Source organism: Ornithinibacillus contaminans (genome assembly GCF_001038425.2).
GTDB lineage: Bacteria > Bacillota > Bacilli > Bacillales > Amphibacillaceae > Ornithinibacillus > Ornithinibacillus contaminans.
Genome location: NZ_LDPV02000031.1, coordinates 54477 through 73373 on the forward strand (window position 1 = coordinate 54477; position 18897 = coordinate 73373).

The following is an 18897-nucleotide window of genomic DNA, read 5'->3' on the forward strand; positions in this document are numbered from 1 at the left end:
TCTTATTACACGATTCGTATCGGTAACAAGAATTTAAATATTCGTAATTACAGATTCATATGTATATTTTATTTTTTCTGAAATTACTAAACTTGTCTGTATTATAACGGTACTTTTTACCTGTGTCAAAGTATTTTTTAAATTTTCTATACAATATAACTTGTGGGTAACTATCTAAAAAAGACCTTTCAATTTAATGCATGAAAGGTCTTTTTAGGATCATTTATTTTGTTGAAAGTTTATGCACGATAACAGAAATTAAGACAATTAATACTAACGTGATAATTAAGCCTAGATATAGTTGACTCGTTAAGCCAATTAAGAGATAGCCGATTGCTGATGCTACTGCAACAATTAAGGCATACGGTAACTGTGTAATGACGTGATCAATATGATTAGAACCCGCACCTGTTGAAGATAGAACCGTTGTATCCGAGATTGGTGAACAATGATCTCCAAATACAGCCCCAGCCAATACTGCAGCTAGTGATGGGATAAGTAACGATACATCTGCAATGGTCATTACATCTGCCGCAATTGGTAACATAATGCCAAAGGTTCCCCATGATGTACCGGTAGCTAATGCCATGAATCCTGCTATGACAAAGAATAGTAAAGGTAATAGATTGGAACTAATGTTAGCATTTTCTACTACTTGCGCAAGATACTCACCAGTTTGTAAGGTAGAAATTATGGAACCAATCATCCAAGCTAATAATAATATATAAATGGCTGGCAGCATGGCTTTTATGCCTTCCACAAATACTAATCCAGTCTTGGCATCAGAATTTGCTTGCATAAGGTACATCAGCAATGCAACTACTACAGCTACGATACCACCAATAAACAAGGAAAAATTAACATTGGTATTTTCAAAAATAGATAAAATCGTAACTGTATCACCGCTTGCATTTGCACCGGTAATAAACATTGATAAAATCGTAGCTACTAATAAGGCTATGATCGGAACAAGTAAGTGATAAATTTTACCTTTCTGACTAGGTTCAAACGTATTCGTTAAATCCCCAGGCACTTTTGCACCTGCTGGGATAACCTCACCTGTCTCCTGTGCCAATTCCTCGTGTTTTCTCATCGGACCGACATTCAAATTAAAAGTTGCAACTAAAAATACGAGTACCAAGGCACCGACTGCATATAGGTTGTAGGGAATCATTTGCACGAATGCTTCTAATGGTTGTAAATCTGTTACCACTACCAAGCCGCCAACTAACCCTATTAAATAAGCACCCCAGCTTGATATTGGAGAAAGTACGGTTACTGGAGCTGATGTAGAGTCAATAAAGTAAGCTAATTTTGCTCGAGAAATACGATGACGATCTGTTAATGGTCGAGCAATTTGGCCAACAGCTAATGCGTTAAAGTAGTCATCAATGAAAATGATGATACCTAATATTGGTGCCATGAATTGTGCGCCTCTACGCGTCTTAATTCTGCTTATCATCCAATCCCCAAATGCCTTACTACCACCAGATGCTTGTAGAAATGCGGTCATCACTCCGAGTAAAAGCAAGAAACCAATTAATTGAAGATCCCCAATATTAAGTGCACCATCAGAAATAAAAATGCTATAAAACACCGACCATATTTCTTGTAGACTGCTTATTACATTGAAATCATGGATAAATAATGCTCCAACGATAATGCCAATTCCTAACGATAATAATACTTTTCTAGTTAATAACACGAGCACTAACATAATTAGTGCCGGAATAATGGAATAAATTGTTCCTTCCATCAAGAATACCCCCATTTTTATTATTTTTATTAATCTATGCTGTTCGTACATGGAGATACGCTTAAGAAAAAAATAGATTTTTCCACACAAAAAAACAATGACAGAAAATAACCCATCATTGTTTTACAATATACGTTATCCTCCAAATTGATCAGTAGTTCTCCATGCGTACGTTAGCATGACAGTCTGCCTCTTATTCAAAGACACCCCAGCAATAATAAGTTCGACCCTTATTACGCTTCGGCACACAAGCCTTTTATCAATCATCATCGTTGTCATTCTCCGATTGACTACTAATCTTGCATGCGCCTCTACCTCACCGATCTGACAAGGTAATTATTCAATTAATACAAATACTATACTAGATTATTCATCATTTTGCAAGTCTTCCTTTGGGACAGCGATGGATGGTCCATCAGTACTGTCACCATAAAACTCTGGTACCTCTCCCATAACGAGGGCCTTATCGATTAGGATTCTTGTACTCACAGTTTTTACATCCGTCATGAATGGAACAACAATTTGAACATCCGCCTCTACCTCAACCCAAATTGAGACGAACACATTATTGATGCCACCGTATTCTATTTCATCGACTAATTCTGTACGAACGCTTCCTGTTAATTCAAGGTTTACTGGTATTCTTGGTCCTAGGTTAGCTAATATCGAATTCCCTGTTGCTTGACCTATTGGTATTTCGATTACAGTTGGATCACGATCAACTAGTTCCTCTACTGTATCTCCATAAACTTCCGGCTTCCCAAGAGGATCGCTATATTGTGGAGGTGTACCTTTATTCATACTATGAAAAAATTCTTCAACTCGATCTGTAGCAGCTCGATTAATTTTATTTACAACGGACTGTTCCCAACCAACGATTGAAATATTGCCACCTTCATTCTTCTCGGAAATCGCGACGTCTTCAAATGTATATGCTTCAGCAAATTTCACTGCAGAATTAATCCCTCTAGTGGCAAATTCAGTAGTTTTTTGTTCCGCTACCTCCATAATGGTTGGTGTTATTTGTTCATCTATAAATTCTAAACTGATATAAGTAATCACAATAAATAATATAAAGGAAATCATTATGATATATCTTGATGATGGAGGTGACGTTCGTCTTCTTTTAAACCCCATTCGCTGCCTCATACCAAAAAACCCCCTCAAAACAATCTATGCTTGTTTGAAGGGGGTTAGACATGTTAATTTAGCGATTTTTAGCCGAGATTACATTTCGTAATCGTAATATTCAATTGATTAGACAAATCCACCGTATATGGTTCTACCGGATTATTCATCCCATCCTTTATAATACGAATAACCGGCCGATCACATAAATGCTTGTTTTGTCTTACAACAACACCTTGTCGCTGATCATTTAATTCAACTGTAATCCCATTCGGATACACAGCAACACTATTTTTAAACGCCTCGACCATTTTAATATCAAATTGGTCCACAGCTCCACTATACAACAACTCTAAGCCTTCGTGAGGAAGCATTGCCTTGCGATATACACGATTACTCGTTACGGCATCAAACACGTCTGCTACAGAAATAATCTGAGCAAAGGGATGAATATCTTTCCCTTCTAAGCCTCTTGGATACCCAGTACCATTTAATCGTTCATGATGTTGATAGGCACAATGTGCAATTACCGAAGAATAATTGTAGTTTTGCCTAAGTAGATCATACCCAATTGTCGTATGAGTTTTCATAATTTCAAATTCTTTTTTGGTAAGCTTATCCGGCTTTTGTAAGATATTCGGATCAATAAACACCTTCCCGATATCGTGTAGCATAGCTCCTTTTCCGAGGTCTGATAACTCCTTGGCATTCAATTTTAGCTCGGCACCAATAGCTAAAGCATAGATTGTAACATTGAGCGAATGCTGAAAAATATAATCGTCAGTTAAATAAACATCTGTTAATAACGTTAATGATTCTTCATGATCATTGATTTCTTCCATAATTCGCTGAATAATATCCGTTAAACTCTTAGCTTCCTTATCTAAAACAAAGGAATTTGACAACATCTCGCTTTTTCTTACGTCCGTAAAAAGCTGTTTCATCGATGAGGTTGCTTCATGTCGTAGTTTCTCTGATATTGCAGACTTCACAACAATATCCTTCGTTGCTTCATCTTCTATGTATACATACGTAATTCCTTGATCTTGTAGTCGACTAACAAGTCGCGCCGTTAAATTCATCCCTTTTTGGAGAAGGACTGTTCCATTATCGCGATAAATAGTTTGCCCTAAAATTGCTCCAGCCTGAATGGAAGTTGTACTTACTAGTCTCATTGTGTTCTCCTTACTAACTCATATAAAATACGGCATTTTTCGACAAAATACTATATTAAAATAGTACCAAAACTCGGATGAAAAAGCTATATTATTAGTTTCATATGAAAAATGAGCCAGGCACATACGTACTTATAACAAGATAAAATCCGAACTTGTGCGTAATACCCGCTTCGGGAATATACTCTGCTGAATTCATGCACTGTTCGTAATTTTTATCTTATCATTCTACTTATGTCCATGGCTCTTCCCATTATGATATTCGTTTTAATGCCTCTTTTCCGGTCATGCCTATTTCCCAACCATACTCCTTTGAGGCTTCTGTGATTTTTTCCAGTGGAGCTACTAGTAGTTCATCAATTGTGCGAACGCCAACTGCTCTTGCCGCAATTATATTTCGATCCTGCAATTTTTCATTTAATAAATCAACGTCAAGGGCTCCACACATGATATAACCAATTTCATTCGTGATCATGAGTAAATTAGTCTTTGGTAATTCAACGCGAATAGCCGTAAAAGCTATACCGTCCACTTCAAGGGGATTGATTGTAATCATAACCATTATACCTCCTTTGCGATGTACACTATATGTCTATGCAAAGAGGGGATTTGGTGTCACGCTGTAAAACTATTTATCCTTGGTATATCATCCGTAGTGTTCTTGTAACGTTTCTGCTAAATAATCTCGTATGAACGCTGGCAAAATATAGCGCTTCTTTTCTGATTTAGCAATCTCCGGTAACATCCTGCCAAAGGTGAAGGTATCAGCGGTTACCACATTGTAAAGCTTAGTTGGAATGATTGGTGAACCATTTACCTGCACAGTCTCCACATAGGTGTGACCCTGACGGTGTTGACCAGTCTCAACTTGTATACCAGAAAAAACCATATTACCAATAACCTTACCACGAAATCCGAATCCCTTTAATTCTAAGTCAATAAATTCAGCTGTATAGGTTGCTCGAATCACCTCGAGAAGTTCAGCACCAGACAGTTCAACCATACACGGATTGATTGGATGCGGACAGACACTATGAACGTCACCATAAGTTATCGTTCCCGCCTGGAACCCATCTAATAGAAGCCCAGAATTAAACATCGCACAATCTGCATTTGTTGCCTGATGGACCTTCTCCGTTAAACGTTGCATAATTGTCGTTGTTTTGAACCAATTAACCTCGATAGGTTCCTCAATCGTTACAACCGGCTTAGCTAAAATTCGATTCGATTCCACTTGTAGCTCGTTAAGCCTTTCTTCTGTTTGAGTATTCATTGGATAGTCCGAAATATCTGTTGTATAAGCTTCTTTTTTTACTAGCTTCTGTTCTTGATGTTCCCATGTTAGAATCACCTCACCAATATAATAGCAGTGCTTTCCAGCTGCAGTTATAATAGCTTGATTAACCGCTTCTCCTGTTCGTAGCAGATGGTGTGTATGACCACCTAAAATGACGTCAACATCTTTAAATCTTCTAGCGATTTCCTGATCCTCACTAATTCCTAAATGGGATAAGAGAACAATGATATCGGATGACTGTTTTAAGTCAGCAATATACGTTTCTAAACTAGCAAACGGATCTGATATGTGCCAATCTAATAGATGATAATAATCATTAAACGGAGCAGTTAATCCAATAATACCAATTCTAACACCCTGATTAGTCTGGATACGAACTGTCGGCTGCAACCAAGAAGGAGACTGTTCAGCTGTACTATGTAAATTCGCACACAGCACTTGAAAATTTGCTTCATCATACAAATGAAATAACTCGTTATGAGACAAGGTTATTCCTTCGTTATTCCCAAGCGTAACAAAATCATAGCCCGCATCATTAAGCAAGCTTATATTACCTTTTCCACGAAATGCCTCTGTAATTGGATGCATTCGATCCACATGGTCACCAATATCAAAGACATAATTGGGTTCATTTGCTACCTGATGCTTCTTTCTAGCTTGTTTTATATACTCCGTTACACGTGGCCACTGCGCAAAATTGCTATGTAAATCATTTGTATAATATAAATAGATTTTTTCTTCCATGTCATAAAACTCCTTATGATAATCCACTAATAATCATACGTAAGCCAATCAATATTAATGTTATACGTAATATCCATTCCAGTGTATTCCCGGTTAACTTCTGACTGATGAAGGCACCCAGCTTTCCACCAATCCAAGCTCCAGGTATGAAGAATAAAACATACTCCCATTCGATATGGCCTAAAGCAATATGTGTACTAGAACCAATAATACTTACAAAGAAAATCATAAACATTGATGTCGCTGTGGCAATATGTACCGGAAAACCGAATAATAGAATCATTGCTGGAACCATAATCGATCCGCCACCAATTCCGAATAACCCTGACAGTACACCAATAATAAGTGAAAGGAAAAATGCTAAGGAAACAGATACCGAATATGTATAGGTTTGATCCCCAACTTGAAAAGATCGAATCGATTTCGATTTATTAGTTTTTGGCTGCGGATCTGTTCGCTTGATGAAAAATAAACCAGATATGACCAGTACAAGAATACCAAAATACAACAAGAATTGATCTGTATTAAAAAATTGATTTAACCAGGAACCAAGAATACCACCAGGTATACTACCTGATAAAAATAATAAGCCGGTTTTATAATCGACTCTTCCCTTTTTATAGTATGACATAGTCGATGCCATCGATGTAAAAATCATGGTGATTAATGATATTCCTACAATTGCTTGTGGAGTAGCCCACCCAAATGCTGGCATATACTGATGTAATAGTAACAGACTTGGTATTAAAATAACTCCACCCCCAAGTCCAACTAAACTTCCAAGAAACGCTGTGAATATTCCAATAAGGATGCAAATAACAATTACCACGTATGTAACCCTCTAATCTGTTGTAAAATCGTTATCTCGATTTTAGCATTGATTCCGGAAGATTCCTACCAAGGACTATTTAAAGAATCATTTACATTTTTGTTTGCTTGCTAAGGGGTTCGGAATTTAAGTTCGAGGAGTTCGGGATAGAAGCAGCATTCTTCGGGCTTGTTAACCTTATGTTCGGGATATGCTCGCTAACATTCGGGATACTGATAGTGGTTCGGGATTAGTCGCAGGATGTTCGGGATATCTCCCGCTAATTTCGGGACTTCCGTCGGCACGTTTCTGGCACGTTAGTCTTCATACAATATAAAAATCCCAGTGCAATCATTGTTACACCGGGGTTTTATCAACAAATATATAGAATTATCCGATGGAACCTTCCATCTCGAACTTAATCAATCGGTTCATCTCAACGGCGTATTCCATTGGAAGTTCTTTCGTAAATGGTTCGATGAAGCCCATTACGATCATTTCTGTTGCTTCTTCTTCGGTCAGACCTCTACTCATTAGGTAGAATAATTGTTCTTCTGATACTTTCGAAACTTTTGCTTCGTGTTCTAAAGAGATATTATCATTTAAAATCTCATTGTAAGGAATTGTATCAGAAGTTGATTCGTTATCTAGAATCAATGTATCACACTCGATATTAGAACGAGCACCATCAGCTTTACGGCCGAAATGGACCATTCCACGGTAAGATACTTTACCACCTTGTTTCGAGAATGACTTCGAAACAATAGTAGATGATGTATTAGGTGCTAAGTGATGCATTTTCGCACCAGCATCCTGAACTTGACCACGACCTGCAATTGCGATGGAAATCGTGTTACCACGAGCACCTTCTCCTTTAAGAAGAATCGCTGGATATTTCATCGTTAATTTAGAACCGATGTTACCATCAATCCATTCCATTGTAGCGTTAGCATCGCATACAGCACGCTTCGTAACAAGATTATAAACGTTATTTGCCCAGTTTTGGATGGTTGTATAACGGCAATACGCATCTTTCTTCACAATGATTTCTACAACAGCACTGTGTAGTGAGTTCGTTGTATATACTGGTGCTGTACAACCTTCAACATAGTGTACAGAAGCACCTTCATCAACGATAATTAATGTTCTTTCAAACTGCCCCATATTTTCAGAGTTAATACGGAAGTAAGCCTGAAGTGGTGTATTTGTACGAACACCTTTTGGTACATAGATGAACGACCCACCAGACCATACAGCAGAGTTTAAAGCAGAGAATTTGTTATCAGAGTATGGAATAACCGATCCGAAGTACTCTTTAAATAGCTCTTCGTTTTCTTTTAAGGCAGTATCTGTATCCTTAAAGACAATTCCTAAATTCTCAAGATCTTCTTTTAAGCTGTGATAAACCACTTCAGATTCATATTGAGCAGAAACCCCAGCAAGGTATTTTTGTTCTGCTTCTGGAATTCCTAGTCGATCGAATGTTTGCTTGATTTCAGCTGGTACTTCATCCCATGTTCTACCTTGTTTTTCAGAAGGTTTAACATAGTATACAATCTCATCAAAATCAAGACCAGATAAGTCGCCACCCCATTGTGGCATTGGACGCTCATAGAAATGCTCCAATGCTTTTAGACGGTAATCTAACATCCACTGAGGTTCTTCTTTTAATTTTGAAATTTCTTCTACGACTCTTCGTGTTAAACCACGTTCTGTACGAAAAATAGAAACGTCTTTATCACGGAAGCCATATTTATACTCTTCTATTTCTGGCGCTTTTTTTGCCATGATATACCCTCCTTTTAGTATTGGTACAATCGTGCATTATTGTCCTTGTACACCCTTCTCCATAGCCTTCCATGCAAGAGTCGCACATTTAATCCGCGCAGGAAACTTGGAAACACCACTTAATGCTTCAATATCGCCTAAGTCCAGATCCGTTTCAATTTCCTCACCTAGCATCATATTGGAGAAGAGCTTTGACATTTCAAGTGCATCGGTAACTTTTTTACCCTTTACTGCCTGTGTCATCATAGACGCAGAAGACATGCTTATGGAACAACCTTCACCTTCAAACTTCGCATCCTTGACAATGCCATCTTCAACCTGCAATTGCAACTGAATTCGGTCACCACACGTTGGATTATTCATATCGATGGTTAAAGCATCACCTTCGACTACACCGCGATTTCTTGGGTTTTTATAATGATCCATAATTACCTGTCTGTAAAGTGTATCCAAGTTGTTAAAAGACATGACCGAAAAACTCCTTCGTCTTCAAAAGTCCGTCAACTAATATTTCAACGTCATCTTCTGTGTTATATAAATAAAAGCTCGCTCTTGCTGTCGCAGTTACGTCCAACCATTTCATTAGAGGCTGTGCACAGTGATGTCCGGCCCGAACGGCAATCCCGAATGAATCGAGTGCTGTTGCCACATCATGTGGATGTACATCACCTAAGTTAAACGTTACGAGTGCAGCTCGATGTTCTGGCCCGTAAATCTTAATATCTTCGACGCTTCGCAGGCGATCCATCACATAATCAGCTAATTTTTGCTCATGGTCTAAAATAGCATCCATGCCAATATCCTCTAAAAAGTCAATGGCAGCTGCAAGACCGATAGCACCAGCAATAATTGGCGTACCACCTTCAAACTTCCAAGGCAATTCCTTCCAAGTGGAGTCCTGTAGATTAACAAAATCAATCATTTCTCCACCAAATTCAACTGGTTCCATTTCTTCTAATAGCTCTTTCTTTCCATAAAGCACCCCAATACCAGTTGGAGCACACATTTTATGTCCAGAAAACGCATAGAAATCGCAATCCAAATCCTGGACATCCACTTTCATATGTGGAGCACCTTGTGCACCATCTACAACGAGTACTGCACCTTTTTCATGCGCTATCTTAGCAATTTCTTTGATTGGATTTATTGTACCCAATACATTGGAAACATGTGCAATCGATACAACCTTCGTATGCTCACTAACAAGATTCCGAACATCCTCAAGTGAGACTGTCCCATCCTCCTGTAATGGAATGTACTTCAATGTCGCACCTGTTGCTTTAACAGCCTGTTGCCAAGGTATGATATTACTATGATGTTCCATTGGTGTAATTAATACCTCATCACCAGGCTTTAAGTTCGCTCGTCCGTAACTATATGCAACAGTATTAATCGAAGTTGTCGTACCGCGTGTGAAAATAATTTCTGCAGTACTTCTCGCATTAATAAAACGACGAACCTTCTCACGTGCTCCTTCGTATTGATCAGTTGCACGTGAACCTAGTGTATGAACCCCACGATGAACATTGGCATTATCCATACGATAATAGTTTTCCACCGCTTCAATAACCGGTATCGGCTTTTGGGATGTCGCAGAAGAATCAAGATAAACCAAAGGATGTCCATTCACTTCCTGATCGAGAATCGGAAACATCTGCCTAATGGCTTTTACATCCATTAGTTTACTTTCCTTTCAATTACTTGCTTCAACTGTTTCTTAACAGCAGCAATCGGTAATTGTGCTACTACTGGATCAAGGAAGCCATGAATGATTAAGCGTTCTGCTTCCTCCTGTGTAATTCCGCGACTCATTAAATAGTAAAGCTGTAACGGATCCACACGACCGACAGAAGCAGCGTGTCCAGCTGTTACATCATCCTCATCGATCAGAAGAATTGGATTGGCATCTCCACGTGCTTTTTCACTTAACATGAGCACACGAGATGTTTGCTCATTATTGGAACCAGATGCTCCGTGTTCAATTTTACCAACCGCATTGAAAATTGAAGTTGCACTTTCCTTCATAACACCACGTTGTAAAATTTGCGCCTCAGAGTTCTTTCCGAATTGTGTAATTTTTGCAGTGAAGTTTTGAATTTGCTTGCCACGACCAACTGTTACAGCATTTGCATTGGATTCAGAACCATCCCCTACTAAATGAGTAATATTTTCAGAAACGGTATTTCCGTCATTCATTTGGCCAAGAGCCCAGTCAATCGTTGCATTACGGTAAGCAACACCACGACGGTTCACATAAGTCGTTGTACCAGCAGCAAAATTGTCAACTGCACCAAACGATATTTTCGCATTATCTTGCGCAATAACTTCGGTAATGATGTTGGCAACCGTTGCTTCTTCTTTATTATTAGAGATATAGTTTTCTACATAAGTTAGTTCACTATTTTCATCTGCCACAACTAATACATGGTTCACAAGAGCAACTTCTGGATCTTCTTGCCAGAAAATAGCTTGTAATGGTTCTTCGATTTGTACATTTTTTGGTACATATACAAAGATTCCACCATTCATTAATGCCGCATGTAATGCTGTTAATTTATGTTCATCAACCGATACAGCATCCTTCATAAAGTAACGCTTCACAAGCTCTTCATGATCGCGTAATGCAGTAAAAATATCTGTAAATATGACACCTTTTGCAGCTAGATCCTGATTTAACTGTGCAAATGCAACAGTATGATTTCGCTGAATCAAAAGATTTTCTGGTAGATTTTCTTCATCAAAGAAATCTTGAATTTCAGCTGGAAGATCTGTTAGCGAAGAAATCTTCTCGCCAGCTGCCGTATGCTTAAATTGTGTAAAATTCCACTTACCAATTTTCGTTTTATCTGGTTCTGGTAATTTAAGAGATTCTACTTGTTCTAAAGCATTAAGGCGTAATTCCTTCATCCAAGCTGGTTCATTATGTTCTTTGGAAAACTGTTCGATATAATTTCTATCATATGGTAGCTTTGTGTCAACAGTCATATTACCCCTCCTAACTCCTTAAGCGTTTTGCTCTACAGTTTCGTCTTCGATACCTAATTCTTCTTTAATCCAGTCATATCCTTCTGCTTCTAAACGATGAGCAAGTTCAGGACCACCAGACTTCACAACGCGACCTTGCATCATAACGTGTACATGGTCTGGAGTAATATAATTTAATAGACGTTGATAATGTGTAATAATTAAGCAACCAAAATTCTCGCCACGCATTTTGTTTATACCTTTTGATACAACCTTTAATGCATCAATATCTAGACCTGAGTCAATCTCGTCAAGAATAGCAATGTCAGGCTGAATTTGCATTAATTGAAGAATTTCATTACGTTTCTTTTCTCCACCTGAGAATCCTTCGTTTAGGTATCTTGTTGCCATGCTTTTATCAATTTCTAAAAAGTCTAGGTCTGCGTCTAAACCTTTAATAAATTTCATTAACGGGATTTCATCGCCTTCTTCACGACGTGCATTGATTGCAGAACGTAAGAAGTCAGAAGTAGTTACACCACTGATTTCGCTAGGGTATTGCATCGCTAGGAATAGACCAGCTCGAGCACGCTCGTCAACTTCCATTTCCAGCACATCTTCCCCATTAAGTAAAATACTTCCTTCTGTTACTTCATACTTTGGATGTCCCATAATTGCTGATGCAAGTGTTGATTTACCTGTACCGTTTGGCCCCATTACTGCGTGGAATTCTCCACCTTTAATGGTTAAATTAACACCCTTTAATATTTCTTTACCTTCAATCGATACGTGAAGATTCTTAATTTCTAATGTAGATCCTGCCATATTGATACCTCCATATATGAATATGATTTTTTATTAAGTTGAACAGAATAAAATCCATTCTCAATTTATTCTCATTACAATCTTATAGCATTTCGAATTTATAATCAACTTTTTTAGGTTATGTAAATATGCACAATTTATATAGGAAAAATAACGGTTATTTCCTGTCTTTTTTCTATTTATTTTATAGTTTAAAAAAGGAACTTGCTTCAATTCCAATTTAATTCTTTAATCCAAAAAGCTGGCACCTACTATGGGTACCAGCCTCCATCATTATTTATGAATTTGATTGTCTATTTCCGCTAACATATGCTTACTTTTTTCATACTCATCCTGCCGCCTTTGTTCCACCTTCATCCGATTATCCAACTTCCGGCAATAATCAGCATATCCCATATGGTGACGGGTTTGCATAGCCTTTTCCATTTCACTCGTATAAGTCAGTTTAATCTCACTAGAAATAGTGAATCATCCCTTTCTTTTTGTTAAAGCACTGCCATTTTAGCATGATATACTAACGGACACCAAACGGCATTTAACCTTTTATACCTTCATTCCAATACAAAATAACCCACCTCAACTAGTCAGCAAGCTTTATCAAAAACTTTTACGAAAATCCTCACAAATGCTAGCATATCCTTCATCAAGTACAAAAGTGCAAGCGCCCGGTTAGGGACATACGGACTGGGACTGCGATTACTCGCCCCACCGAAAACATTTGGACTGAGCCGTAGGAGATAAAGGAAACACGGCGACTGCAGAGAGCCGATGTTGATTATCGTACGGAGGTGAAGGAAGTCTGTTAGTCCCTGGGTGCTGGAGCTGGACGCGGCCGTTTAGGTGAAGACAAATTGTCCACAGTGTCTAAATTTATAATTTCCTAGGCATTAAAAAGCAGCAAACCCCTCAATAGGATTTGCTGCTTGGTTTGTAGTTAGTTATCGCCACCAACTGGTACGACTGAACCTTCATATTCTTCTAAAATGAAGTCTTGAATTTCTTGTGATTGTAAAACTTCCACTAAGGCTTTAAGATCTTCGTTTTCTTTATCCTCAGAACGAACCGCAATAACATTTACATATGGTGAATTTTCATCTTCAATGAATAATGCATCTTCTAATGGATTTAGATCTGCTGCAATTGCAAAGTTTGTGTTAATCGCAACTAATGTATCTTCTTCTGATGCATATAGCTCTGGAAGAAGTTCCGCTGCAAAGTCAGGTGTAAATACTAGCTCTTTCGGATTCTCGACAATATCATCAATTGTTGCTGATGCTTTTTCAACACTTTCATCTAGCTTGATTAATCCATTTGCTTCGAACAATGCAAGCACACGACCGTGGTCTGCTGTTGAATTACTTAGCAATACTTCTGTTCCAGTTGGAATATCATCTAAACTTGTAATTGCTTTGGAGTAAACACCAATTGGTTCAACATGGATACCATCAATATAATCTAGCTCATAGCCAGTATCTGCAATTGTTTGTTCTAGGTACGGAATATGTTGGAAATAGTTTGCATCTAATGTACCATTTGCTAAATCATCGTTAGGTAGTACATAGTCTTCATATTCTTCAATTTCAAGTGTTATACCTTTCTCTTCTAAAATCGGTTTTGCCTTTTCTAAGATTTCAGCATGCGGGACACTTGAAGCACCAACAACAATTTTATGTGCTTCAGTTTCTGAATTAGAATCTGATTCATTCCCTCCACAAGCAGCCAAGATTAATACGAATAAAATAGCAACAAAAGCAATACGTTTTTTCATCTATAATTCTCCTCTACTTTTTTATATGATTAACGACGAATGCCGTATCCTCCAAAATAATTAACGCTTATCTACTTTACTAGATAGAAAATCACCAATGAATTGAAAAATGAATACAATGATGACAATGACGACTGTACAGATAAACACAACATCAAAATCACGTCGCATAAACCCGTAATAATGCGCATAGTTTCCTAGACCACCTGCACCGATTACACCGGCCATTGCTGTATAACCAATTAAGGAAATAGCTGTTACGGTTAAACCAGATATTAATGCCGGTAAGGATTCAGGTAATAGTACTTTGAAAATAACGGTTTTCGTTTTTGCACCCATGGATTGCGCTGCTTCTACGACACCTTTTGAAACTTCCTTCAAGGCAATTTCCACCAATCTCGCATAGAACGGCGCAGCACCGATTATAAGTGCCGGTATCGCCGCATTTGGACCGCGGATCGTTCCAACCAAGAAATTAGTGAATGGGAATAATAGTAAAATGAGAATGATAAATGGTATCGCACGAAAAATATTGACTACTGCTGCGATAATAAAATTTATATATTTATTTTCCCAAAGACTTCCCTTGGAAGTTAGATACAATAGTAATCCTAGAATAATACCAAAAATCAACGTCCCGATAAGTGCTAAAACAGTCATATACAAGGTTTCTGTAGTGGCTTCCCACAAATCATCCAATTTTAAATTCGGAAATAGATTAGTTAGCATCTTGAATCACCTCCAATTGAACAGAGGTTTCGGTTTGAATATATTGGCTAGCCATCTCAACTTCTGACTGTGTACCAATTAATTGAACAACTAATGTACCATAAGCACCTCGTTGTGTTTGGGTAATTTTTCCTTGCAAGATATTTACTTCAATCTCAAATTGCTTTGATAGCTTGCTGATTAACGCTTGATTCGCAGATTCCCCAACAAAGTGAAGCTTAACCAGCTTTCCATTTGAATACGTCTCTCGTAACAATTCTAACTCGTCTTCTTCTCCACTACCCATAACTTGTTTCACAAACTTCTGGGTAACTTCCTTCTTAGGATGTAAAAATATATCGAGTACATCACCTTGCTCCACAACTTTCCCATTTTCCATTACGGCAACTCGGTTACAAATTTTACGAATGACATGCATCTCGTGCGTAATCAAAATAATCGTTAATCCTAGCTTTTGATTAATATCCACAAGCAAGTCTAATATCGAATTCGTTGTCTCGGGATCAAGTGCTGATGTTGCTTCGTCACACAGTAACACCTTTGGGTTATTCGCTAACGCCCTTGCAATACCAACCCGCTGTTTCTGCCCACCACTAAGCTGTGAAGGATATGCATTTTCCCTACCTGTCAATCCAACTAAATCAATCAGCTCACGAACTCTTGCCTTTCGTTTTGTTACTGGTACTCCCGCAATTTCTAATGGAAATGCAATGTTTTCAGCGACTGTACGCGACCAGAGTAAATTAAAATGCTGGAATATCATTCCGATATCCTGTCTTGCAATGCGCAGCTTATTTTTATTCATAGCTGTGATATCTTGGCCGTGGATAGTTACTTTTCCTGCAGTAGGTTCTTCCAGACGATTTAACAATCGAATGAATGTGCTTTTGCCAGCACCACTATAACCAATCACGCCAAATATCTCACCATTTTGAATGGTTAAACTAAGATCATCAACAGCGGTAATATCCTTTTGATTTAAACGAAATATTTTCGTTAATCCTTCAATCGATATCACATGCATCCCTCCTATACTTATCTTGTGCTAAAACCAACAAAAAACGCCTTTCTGCAAGAGAACAGAAAGACGTAGTAAATTTATCTTCACGTTCTCTCATCTTTCAAAGCTTTATGCTTTGAGGACTTGGCACCTTTTTCAAACACGAATGTTTGAAGGTTGCCGCGGTTTCATAGGGCCTTTCCCTCCACCGCTCTGGATAAGAGATATTAAATATTCATTTTTTGAACAAAACCAACTATAGCATCGAGCTAGGAAACTGTCAATACAAAATACTAGATTTTTAACTTTTTTCGTTAAATAATTCTGGCTTATATTGAAATAAATATTGATAAATATTTGGTATGGAATGAAATGCATAGATTTTCTCAGCCAACACATTGTTCTGTTTAATAACTAAACACGGAACACTCTCAATTTGATTCGCATGCATAAACTCAGGATATAACGAAGCATTCATTTCACAAAAAATCTCCTGCTGATGTACTTCTTCAATTTTCTCAAGCATCGTTCTAGCCAACTGACAAGTTCCACAAAAAGGTGTATAGATATATAGTAAATAGTTCTGTTCTTCCAATCGCTCTCTCGTTACTTCCAGCAAAAAATCACCTACTCATTACCCTAAACTATATAAAGTGGATTCACTGCAATCTGTTTTCCTAGTAGTAGCATCGCTAACACACGTTCCGGTGTCGCCGCTACCTCCCGATATTCACTACTCACATAAATATGCTCCGCATGTGGTAATTCTTGAGCCAACTGCTTACGGAGCTTCATGCCAGAGTGATCTTCATCCACTAAAATAAAGACTTCCTTATCATCCAACAGATAGGTTTCTAATAATTCATCAAAACGCTCTACATCAAATGTTCCATTCGTGCAAATAATCGTAATATGATCCTCTATGACTTTTTCAAGCTGTTTTTTATCTGTTAATCCTTCAACAATTATAACTTTTCCAGACTGATGTATCATGACAGATCCCCCTCAAGGTTTAACGATTAGGTAATCACGATTTGAAATTCTAAAAGCAGCATAATGCATCCCGTTGAGGCTTTGTTTCTGCAAAGAAAGCTGACTATCATTCCAAAAAATCCGGAATAATGCCAGCCTTTAAACTAGGTTGATATTAGTCTTGCTCGGTAAGCTCTTTATATGCTTCCGGTGAAAGTAATTTTTCAAGTTCAGCTTCATCTGAAAGCTCCAGTACAATCATCCATGCATTTTCATATGGAGACTCATTCACTAATTCTGGACTATCTTCAAGTGCTGTATTCACTTCTACAATCTTTCCACTAATTGGCGCATATAATTCAGATACGGTTTTAACTGATTCTACACTGCCAAATGGCTCGTCAGCTTTTACTTCTTCCCCAACTTCAGGTAATTCAACAAATACAATGTCTCCTAGCTCATCTTGGGCAAAATCAGTAATTCCAATACGCACTGTATTTCCTTCTTTTTTTACCCATTCGTGTTCTTGTGAATATAATAAGTCGTTTGGTAAGCTCATTAAAATCCCTCCGATAGTTGATTGTAATTTTACTATACAAGTTAACTCTATTTTCGGCTAGTATTTATGCTTATTTCGTTAACCATGTTTCTTGATAGTCAGCCTCTTTAAAGCCCACTGTAACGTTTTTGCCATCTGTTACAATCGGACGTTTAATGAGCATTCCGTCTGAAGCTAAGATGCTTGCCATTTCTTCTATCGACGCATCCTGTATTTTGTCCTTAATATTTAATTCTCGATACTTTGTCCCGCTTGTATTAAAAAACTTTTTAGCAGGTAGACCACTATTTTCAATTAATGTCATAATTTCCTCAGCTGAAGGTGTTTCTTCCACAATATGTATGCTGTTATAGCTGACGTTATGCGCGTCAAACCATTTCTTTGCTTTTTGACATGTCCCACAATTTGGGTACCAATAAAACGTAAGTGCCACCATATCTCCTCCTTTTCTACCAATATTCTACCATGATTCTTTTGTAAAGATAAGAAGAAAACTGGAGACAATCGTCGAAAAATCAATTAAAATTCACTATACTATAAGAATATGAAATTTCCTTAAGGAGCACCTATGCAGTATATTAATGAAATTCCTATATTAATCATTGCCATTACAATACTTGTTTACGTATTAATACGAACATTCTATCGAAAAAAACGTCATAAATCGATGTCTCTAAATCGCGAAATACTTTATCTTCTTTCAATTGTTTATCTCGAGTGCCTACTCTATTTGACACTTTTCCCCGGAAAAGGGACTGTTACGACGAATATGGCTTCAATAAACCTAATACCGTTTCAAACCATAAATCTATACCTTAATTTTCAAGGAAACGTATTCATTCAGTTGATTAATCTTGTTGGAAATATTGTTGTCTTCTTCCCAATTGGCATGTTACCTGTTCTACTTTGGCGAAACATTTCCGTCATTACAATACTATTGATCGGTATAGCCAGCACAGGATTTATCGAGCTTATGCAGTTGGTACTATCCGTATTGGGATTTATTTCCAGAAGTTTTGATGTGGATGATTTAATTCTAAATACATTAGGAGTTTTCATCGGATATTGCATGGGAATCACATTAAAAATAATCAACAAAAAGGGGGGCTGGGACATACGTGTTAATGGTTAGATAAAATCCGAACGTTGGTGCACGATACCAGCTCCAGGAATATACTTCGCTTTCCGCGGGGGCTGCTGAGCCTCCTCGCGCTGAAAAGCAGTGCGCCTGTGTCTGCTAGTATCGCTTCGGAGTATGCTTCCTCAGCGCAAGGGAACGAAGAAGGTTATTCAAGTAGCACCCTCACTGCGGGGGTCTCACCTTAGCCCTTCCTCCCGCAGGAGTCTACGTATATTCCCTACGCTGAATCAGTGCATTGTTCGT

The 18897-nt window shown here is 37.9% G+C and carries 20 protein-coding genes and 2 riboswitches; of the genes, 1 reads left to right on the top strand and 19 read right to left on the bottom strand.

From position 1 onward, the window contains the following. Positions 1–223: 223 nt before the first annotated feature. The 19 genes from JF53_RS07410 to JF53_RS07495 all read right to left on the bottom strand — a co-directional run bounded on the left by JF53_RS07410 (position 224) and on the right by JF53_RS07495 (position 17946). Entirely contained in the window at positions 224–1756 is a 1533-nt protein-coding gene (locus tag JF53_RS07410; protein WP_047979634.1) for a Na+/H+ antiporter NhaC family protein, read from the bottom strand. Positions 1757–1903: 147 nt separating this feature from the next. After that, positions 1904–2078, bottom strand: a riboswitch (Lysine riboswitch). Between the two features lie 44 nt (positions 2079–2122). Next, the gene (yunB, locus tag JF53_RS07415) at positions 2123–2905 is read right to left on the bottom strand and encodes a sporulation protein YunB (RefSeq protein ID WP_053071819.1); all 783 of its coding nucleotides are present in this window, start codon (positions 2903–2905) and stop codon (positions 2123–2125) included. A gap of 68 nt (positions 2906–2973) precedes the next feature. After that, entirely contained in the window at positions 2974–4059 is a 1086-nt protein-coding gene (locus JF53_RS07420; RefSeq protein ID WP_047979633.1) for an HD-GYP domain-containing protein, read from the bottom strand. A 253-nt stretch (positions 4060–4312) separates the two neighbouring features. Next, the gene (locus JF53_RS07425; RefSeq protein ID WP_047979684.1) at positions 4313–4615 is read right to left on the bottom strand and encodes a YunC family protein; all 303 of its coding nucleotides are present in this window, start codon (positions 4613–4615) and stop codon (positions 4313–4315) included. 90 nt (positions 4616–4705) lie between these two features. After that, a complete protein-coding gene (locus tag JF53_RS07430; protein WP_047979632.1) occupies positions 4706–6100 on the bottom strand; it encodes a bifunctional metallophosphatase/5'-nucleotidase in 1395 nt (464 codons plus the stop codon). Positions 6101–6113: 13 nt separating this feature from the next. Continuing rightward, positions 6114–6929, bottom strand: a complete 816-nt coding sequence (locus JF53_RS07435) for a sulfite exporter TauE/SafE family protein (protein WP_047979631.1) — start codon at positions 6927–6929, stop codon at positions 6114–6116. Positions 6930–7298: 369 nt separating this feature from the next. Next, positions 7299–8696, bottom strand: a complete 1398-nt coding sequence (sufB, locus tag JF53_RS07440) for a Fe-S cluster assembly protein SufB (protein WP_047979630.1) — start codon at positions 8694–8696, stop codon at positions 7299–7301. A gap of 36 nt (positions 8697–8732) precedes the next feature. After that, positions 8733–9164, bottom strand: a complete 432-nt coding sequence (gene sufU / locus JF53_RS07445; RefSeq protein ID WP_047979629.1) for a Fe-S cluster assembly sulfur transfer protein SufU — start codon at positions 9162–9164, stop codon at positions 8733–8735. Beyond that, complete coding sequence (locus JF53_RS07450) at positions 9154–10374, bottom strand: cysteine desulfurase (protein WP_047979628.1); 1221 nt, start codon at positions 10372–10374, stop codon at positions 9154–9156. The genes sufU and JF53_RS07450 overlap by 11 nt, the downstream gene beginning before the upstream one ends. Beyond that, positions 10374–11681: a Fe-S cluster assembly protein SufD gene (gene sufD, locus JF53_RS07455; RefSeq protein ID WP_047979627.1), complete on the bottom strand. Its 1308-nt coding sequence runs from the start codon at positions 11679–11681 to the stop codon at positions 10374–10376. The genes JF53_RS07450 and sufD overlap by 1 nt, the downstream gene beginning before the upstream one ends. Positions 11682–11699: 18 nt before the next feature. Beyond that, positions 11700–12485 carry a Fe-S cluster assembly ATPase SufC gene (sufC, locus tag JF53_RS07460; protein ID WP_047979626.1) on the bottom strand — a complete coding sequence of 262 codons (786 nt, stop codon included), beginning with the start codon at positions 12483–12485 and terminating at the stop codon, positions 11700–11702. A gap of 273 nt (positions 12486–12758) precedes the next feature. Further along, positions 12759–12911: a hypothetical protein gene (locus JF53_RS17855; RefSeq protein WP_236686924.1), complete on the bottom strand. Its 153-nt coding sequence runs from the start codon at positions 12909–12911 to the stop codon at positions 12759–12761. Between the two features lie 508 nt (positions 12912–13419). Next, on the bottom strand, positions 13420–14253 hold the full coding sequence (locus JF53_RS07465) for a MetQ/NlpA family ABC transporter substrate-binding protein (protein WP_047979625.1): 834 nt from the start codon (positions 14251–14253) through the stop codon (positions 13420–13422). A 60-nt stretch (positions 14254–14313) separates the two neighbouring features. Beyond that, a complete protein-coding gene (locus JF53_RS07470; RefSeq protein ID WP_047979624.1) occupies positions 14314–14982 on the bottom strand; it encodes a methionine ABC transporter permease in 669 nt (222 codons plus the stop codon). Next, positions 14972–16000 (bottom strand): methionine ABC transporter ATP-binding protein, encoded by a 1029-nt coding sequence (locus tag JF53_RS07475; RefSeq protein WP_047979623.1) that lies wholly within the window; start codon positions 15998–16000, stop codon positions 14972–14974. Before JF53_RS07475 ends, JF53_RS07470 begins: the two co-directional genes overlap by 11 nt. A gap of 93 nt (positions 16001–16093) precedes the next feature. Beyond that, a riboswitch (SAM riboswitch) is annotated at positions 16094–16206 on the bottom strand. A 77-nt stretch (positions 16207–16283) separates the two neighbouring features. Continuing rightward, on the bottom strand, positions 16284–16601 hold the full coding sequence (locus tag JF53_RS07480; protein WP_047979622.1) for a thioredoxin family protein: 318 nt from the start codon (positions 16599–16601) through the stop codon (positions 16284–16286). 20 nt (positions 16602–16621) lie between these two features. Then, complete coding sequence (locus JF53_RS07485; protein ID WP_047979621.1) at positions 16622–16975, bottom strand: toprim domain-containing protein; 354 nt, start codon at positions 16973–16975, stop codon at positions 16622–16624. A gap of 154 nt (positions 16976–17129) precedes the next feature. Continuing rightward, positions 17130–17513 carry a glycine cleavage system protein GcvH gene (gcvH, locus tag JF53_RS07490; RefSeq protein ID WP_047979620.1) on the bottom strand — a complete coding sequence of 128 codons (384 nt, stop codon included), beginning with the start codon at positions 17511–17513 and terminating at the stop codon, positions 17130–17132. A gap of 70 nt (positions 17514–17583) precedes the next feature. After that, positions 17584–17946 carry an arsenate reductase family protein gene (locus tag JF53_RS07495; protein WP_047979619.1) on the bottom strand — a complete coding sequence of 121 codons (363 nt, stop codon included), beginning with the start codon at positions 17944–17946 and terminating at the stop codon, positions 17584–17586. Between the two features lie 135 nt (positions 17947–18081). Between JF53_RS07495 and JF53_RS07500 the strand changes: the two genes are divergently transcribed. Then, positions 18082–18645 carry a VanZ family protein gene (locus JF53_RS07500; protein ID WP_047979618.1) on the top strand — a complete coding sequence of 188 codons (564 nt, stop codon included), beginning with the start codon at positions 18082–18084 and terminating at the stop codon, positions 18643–18645. Positions 18646–18897 lie beyond the last annotated feature (252 nt).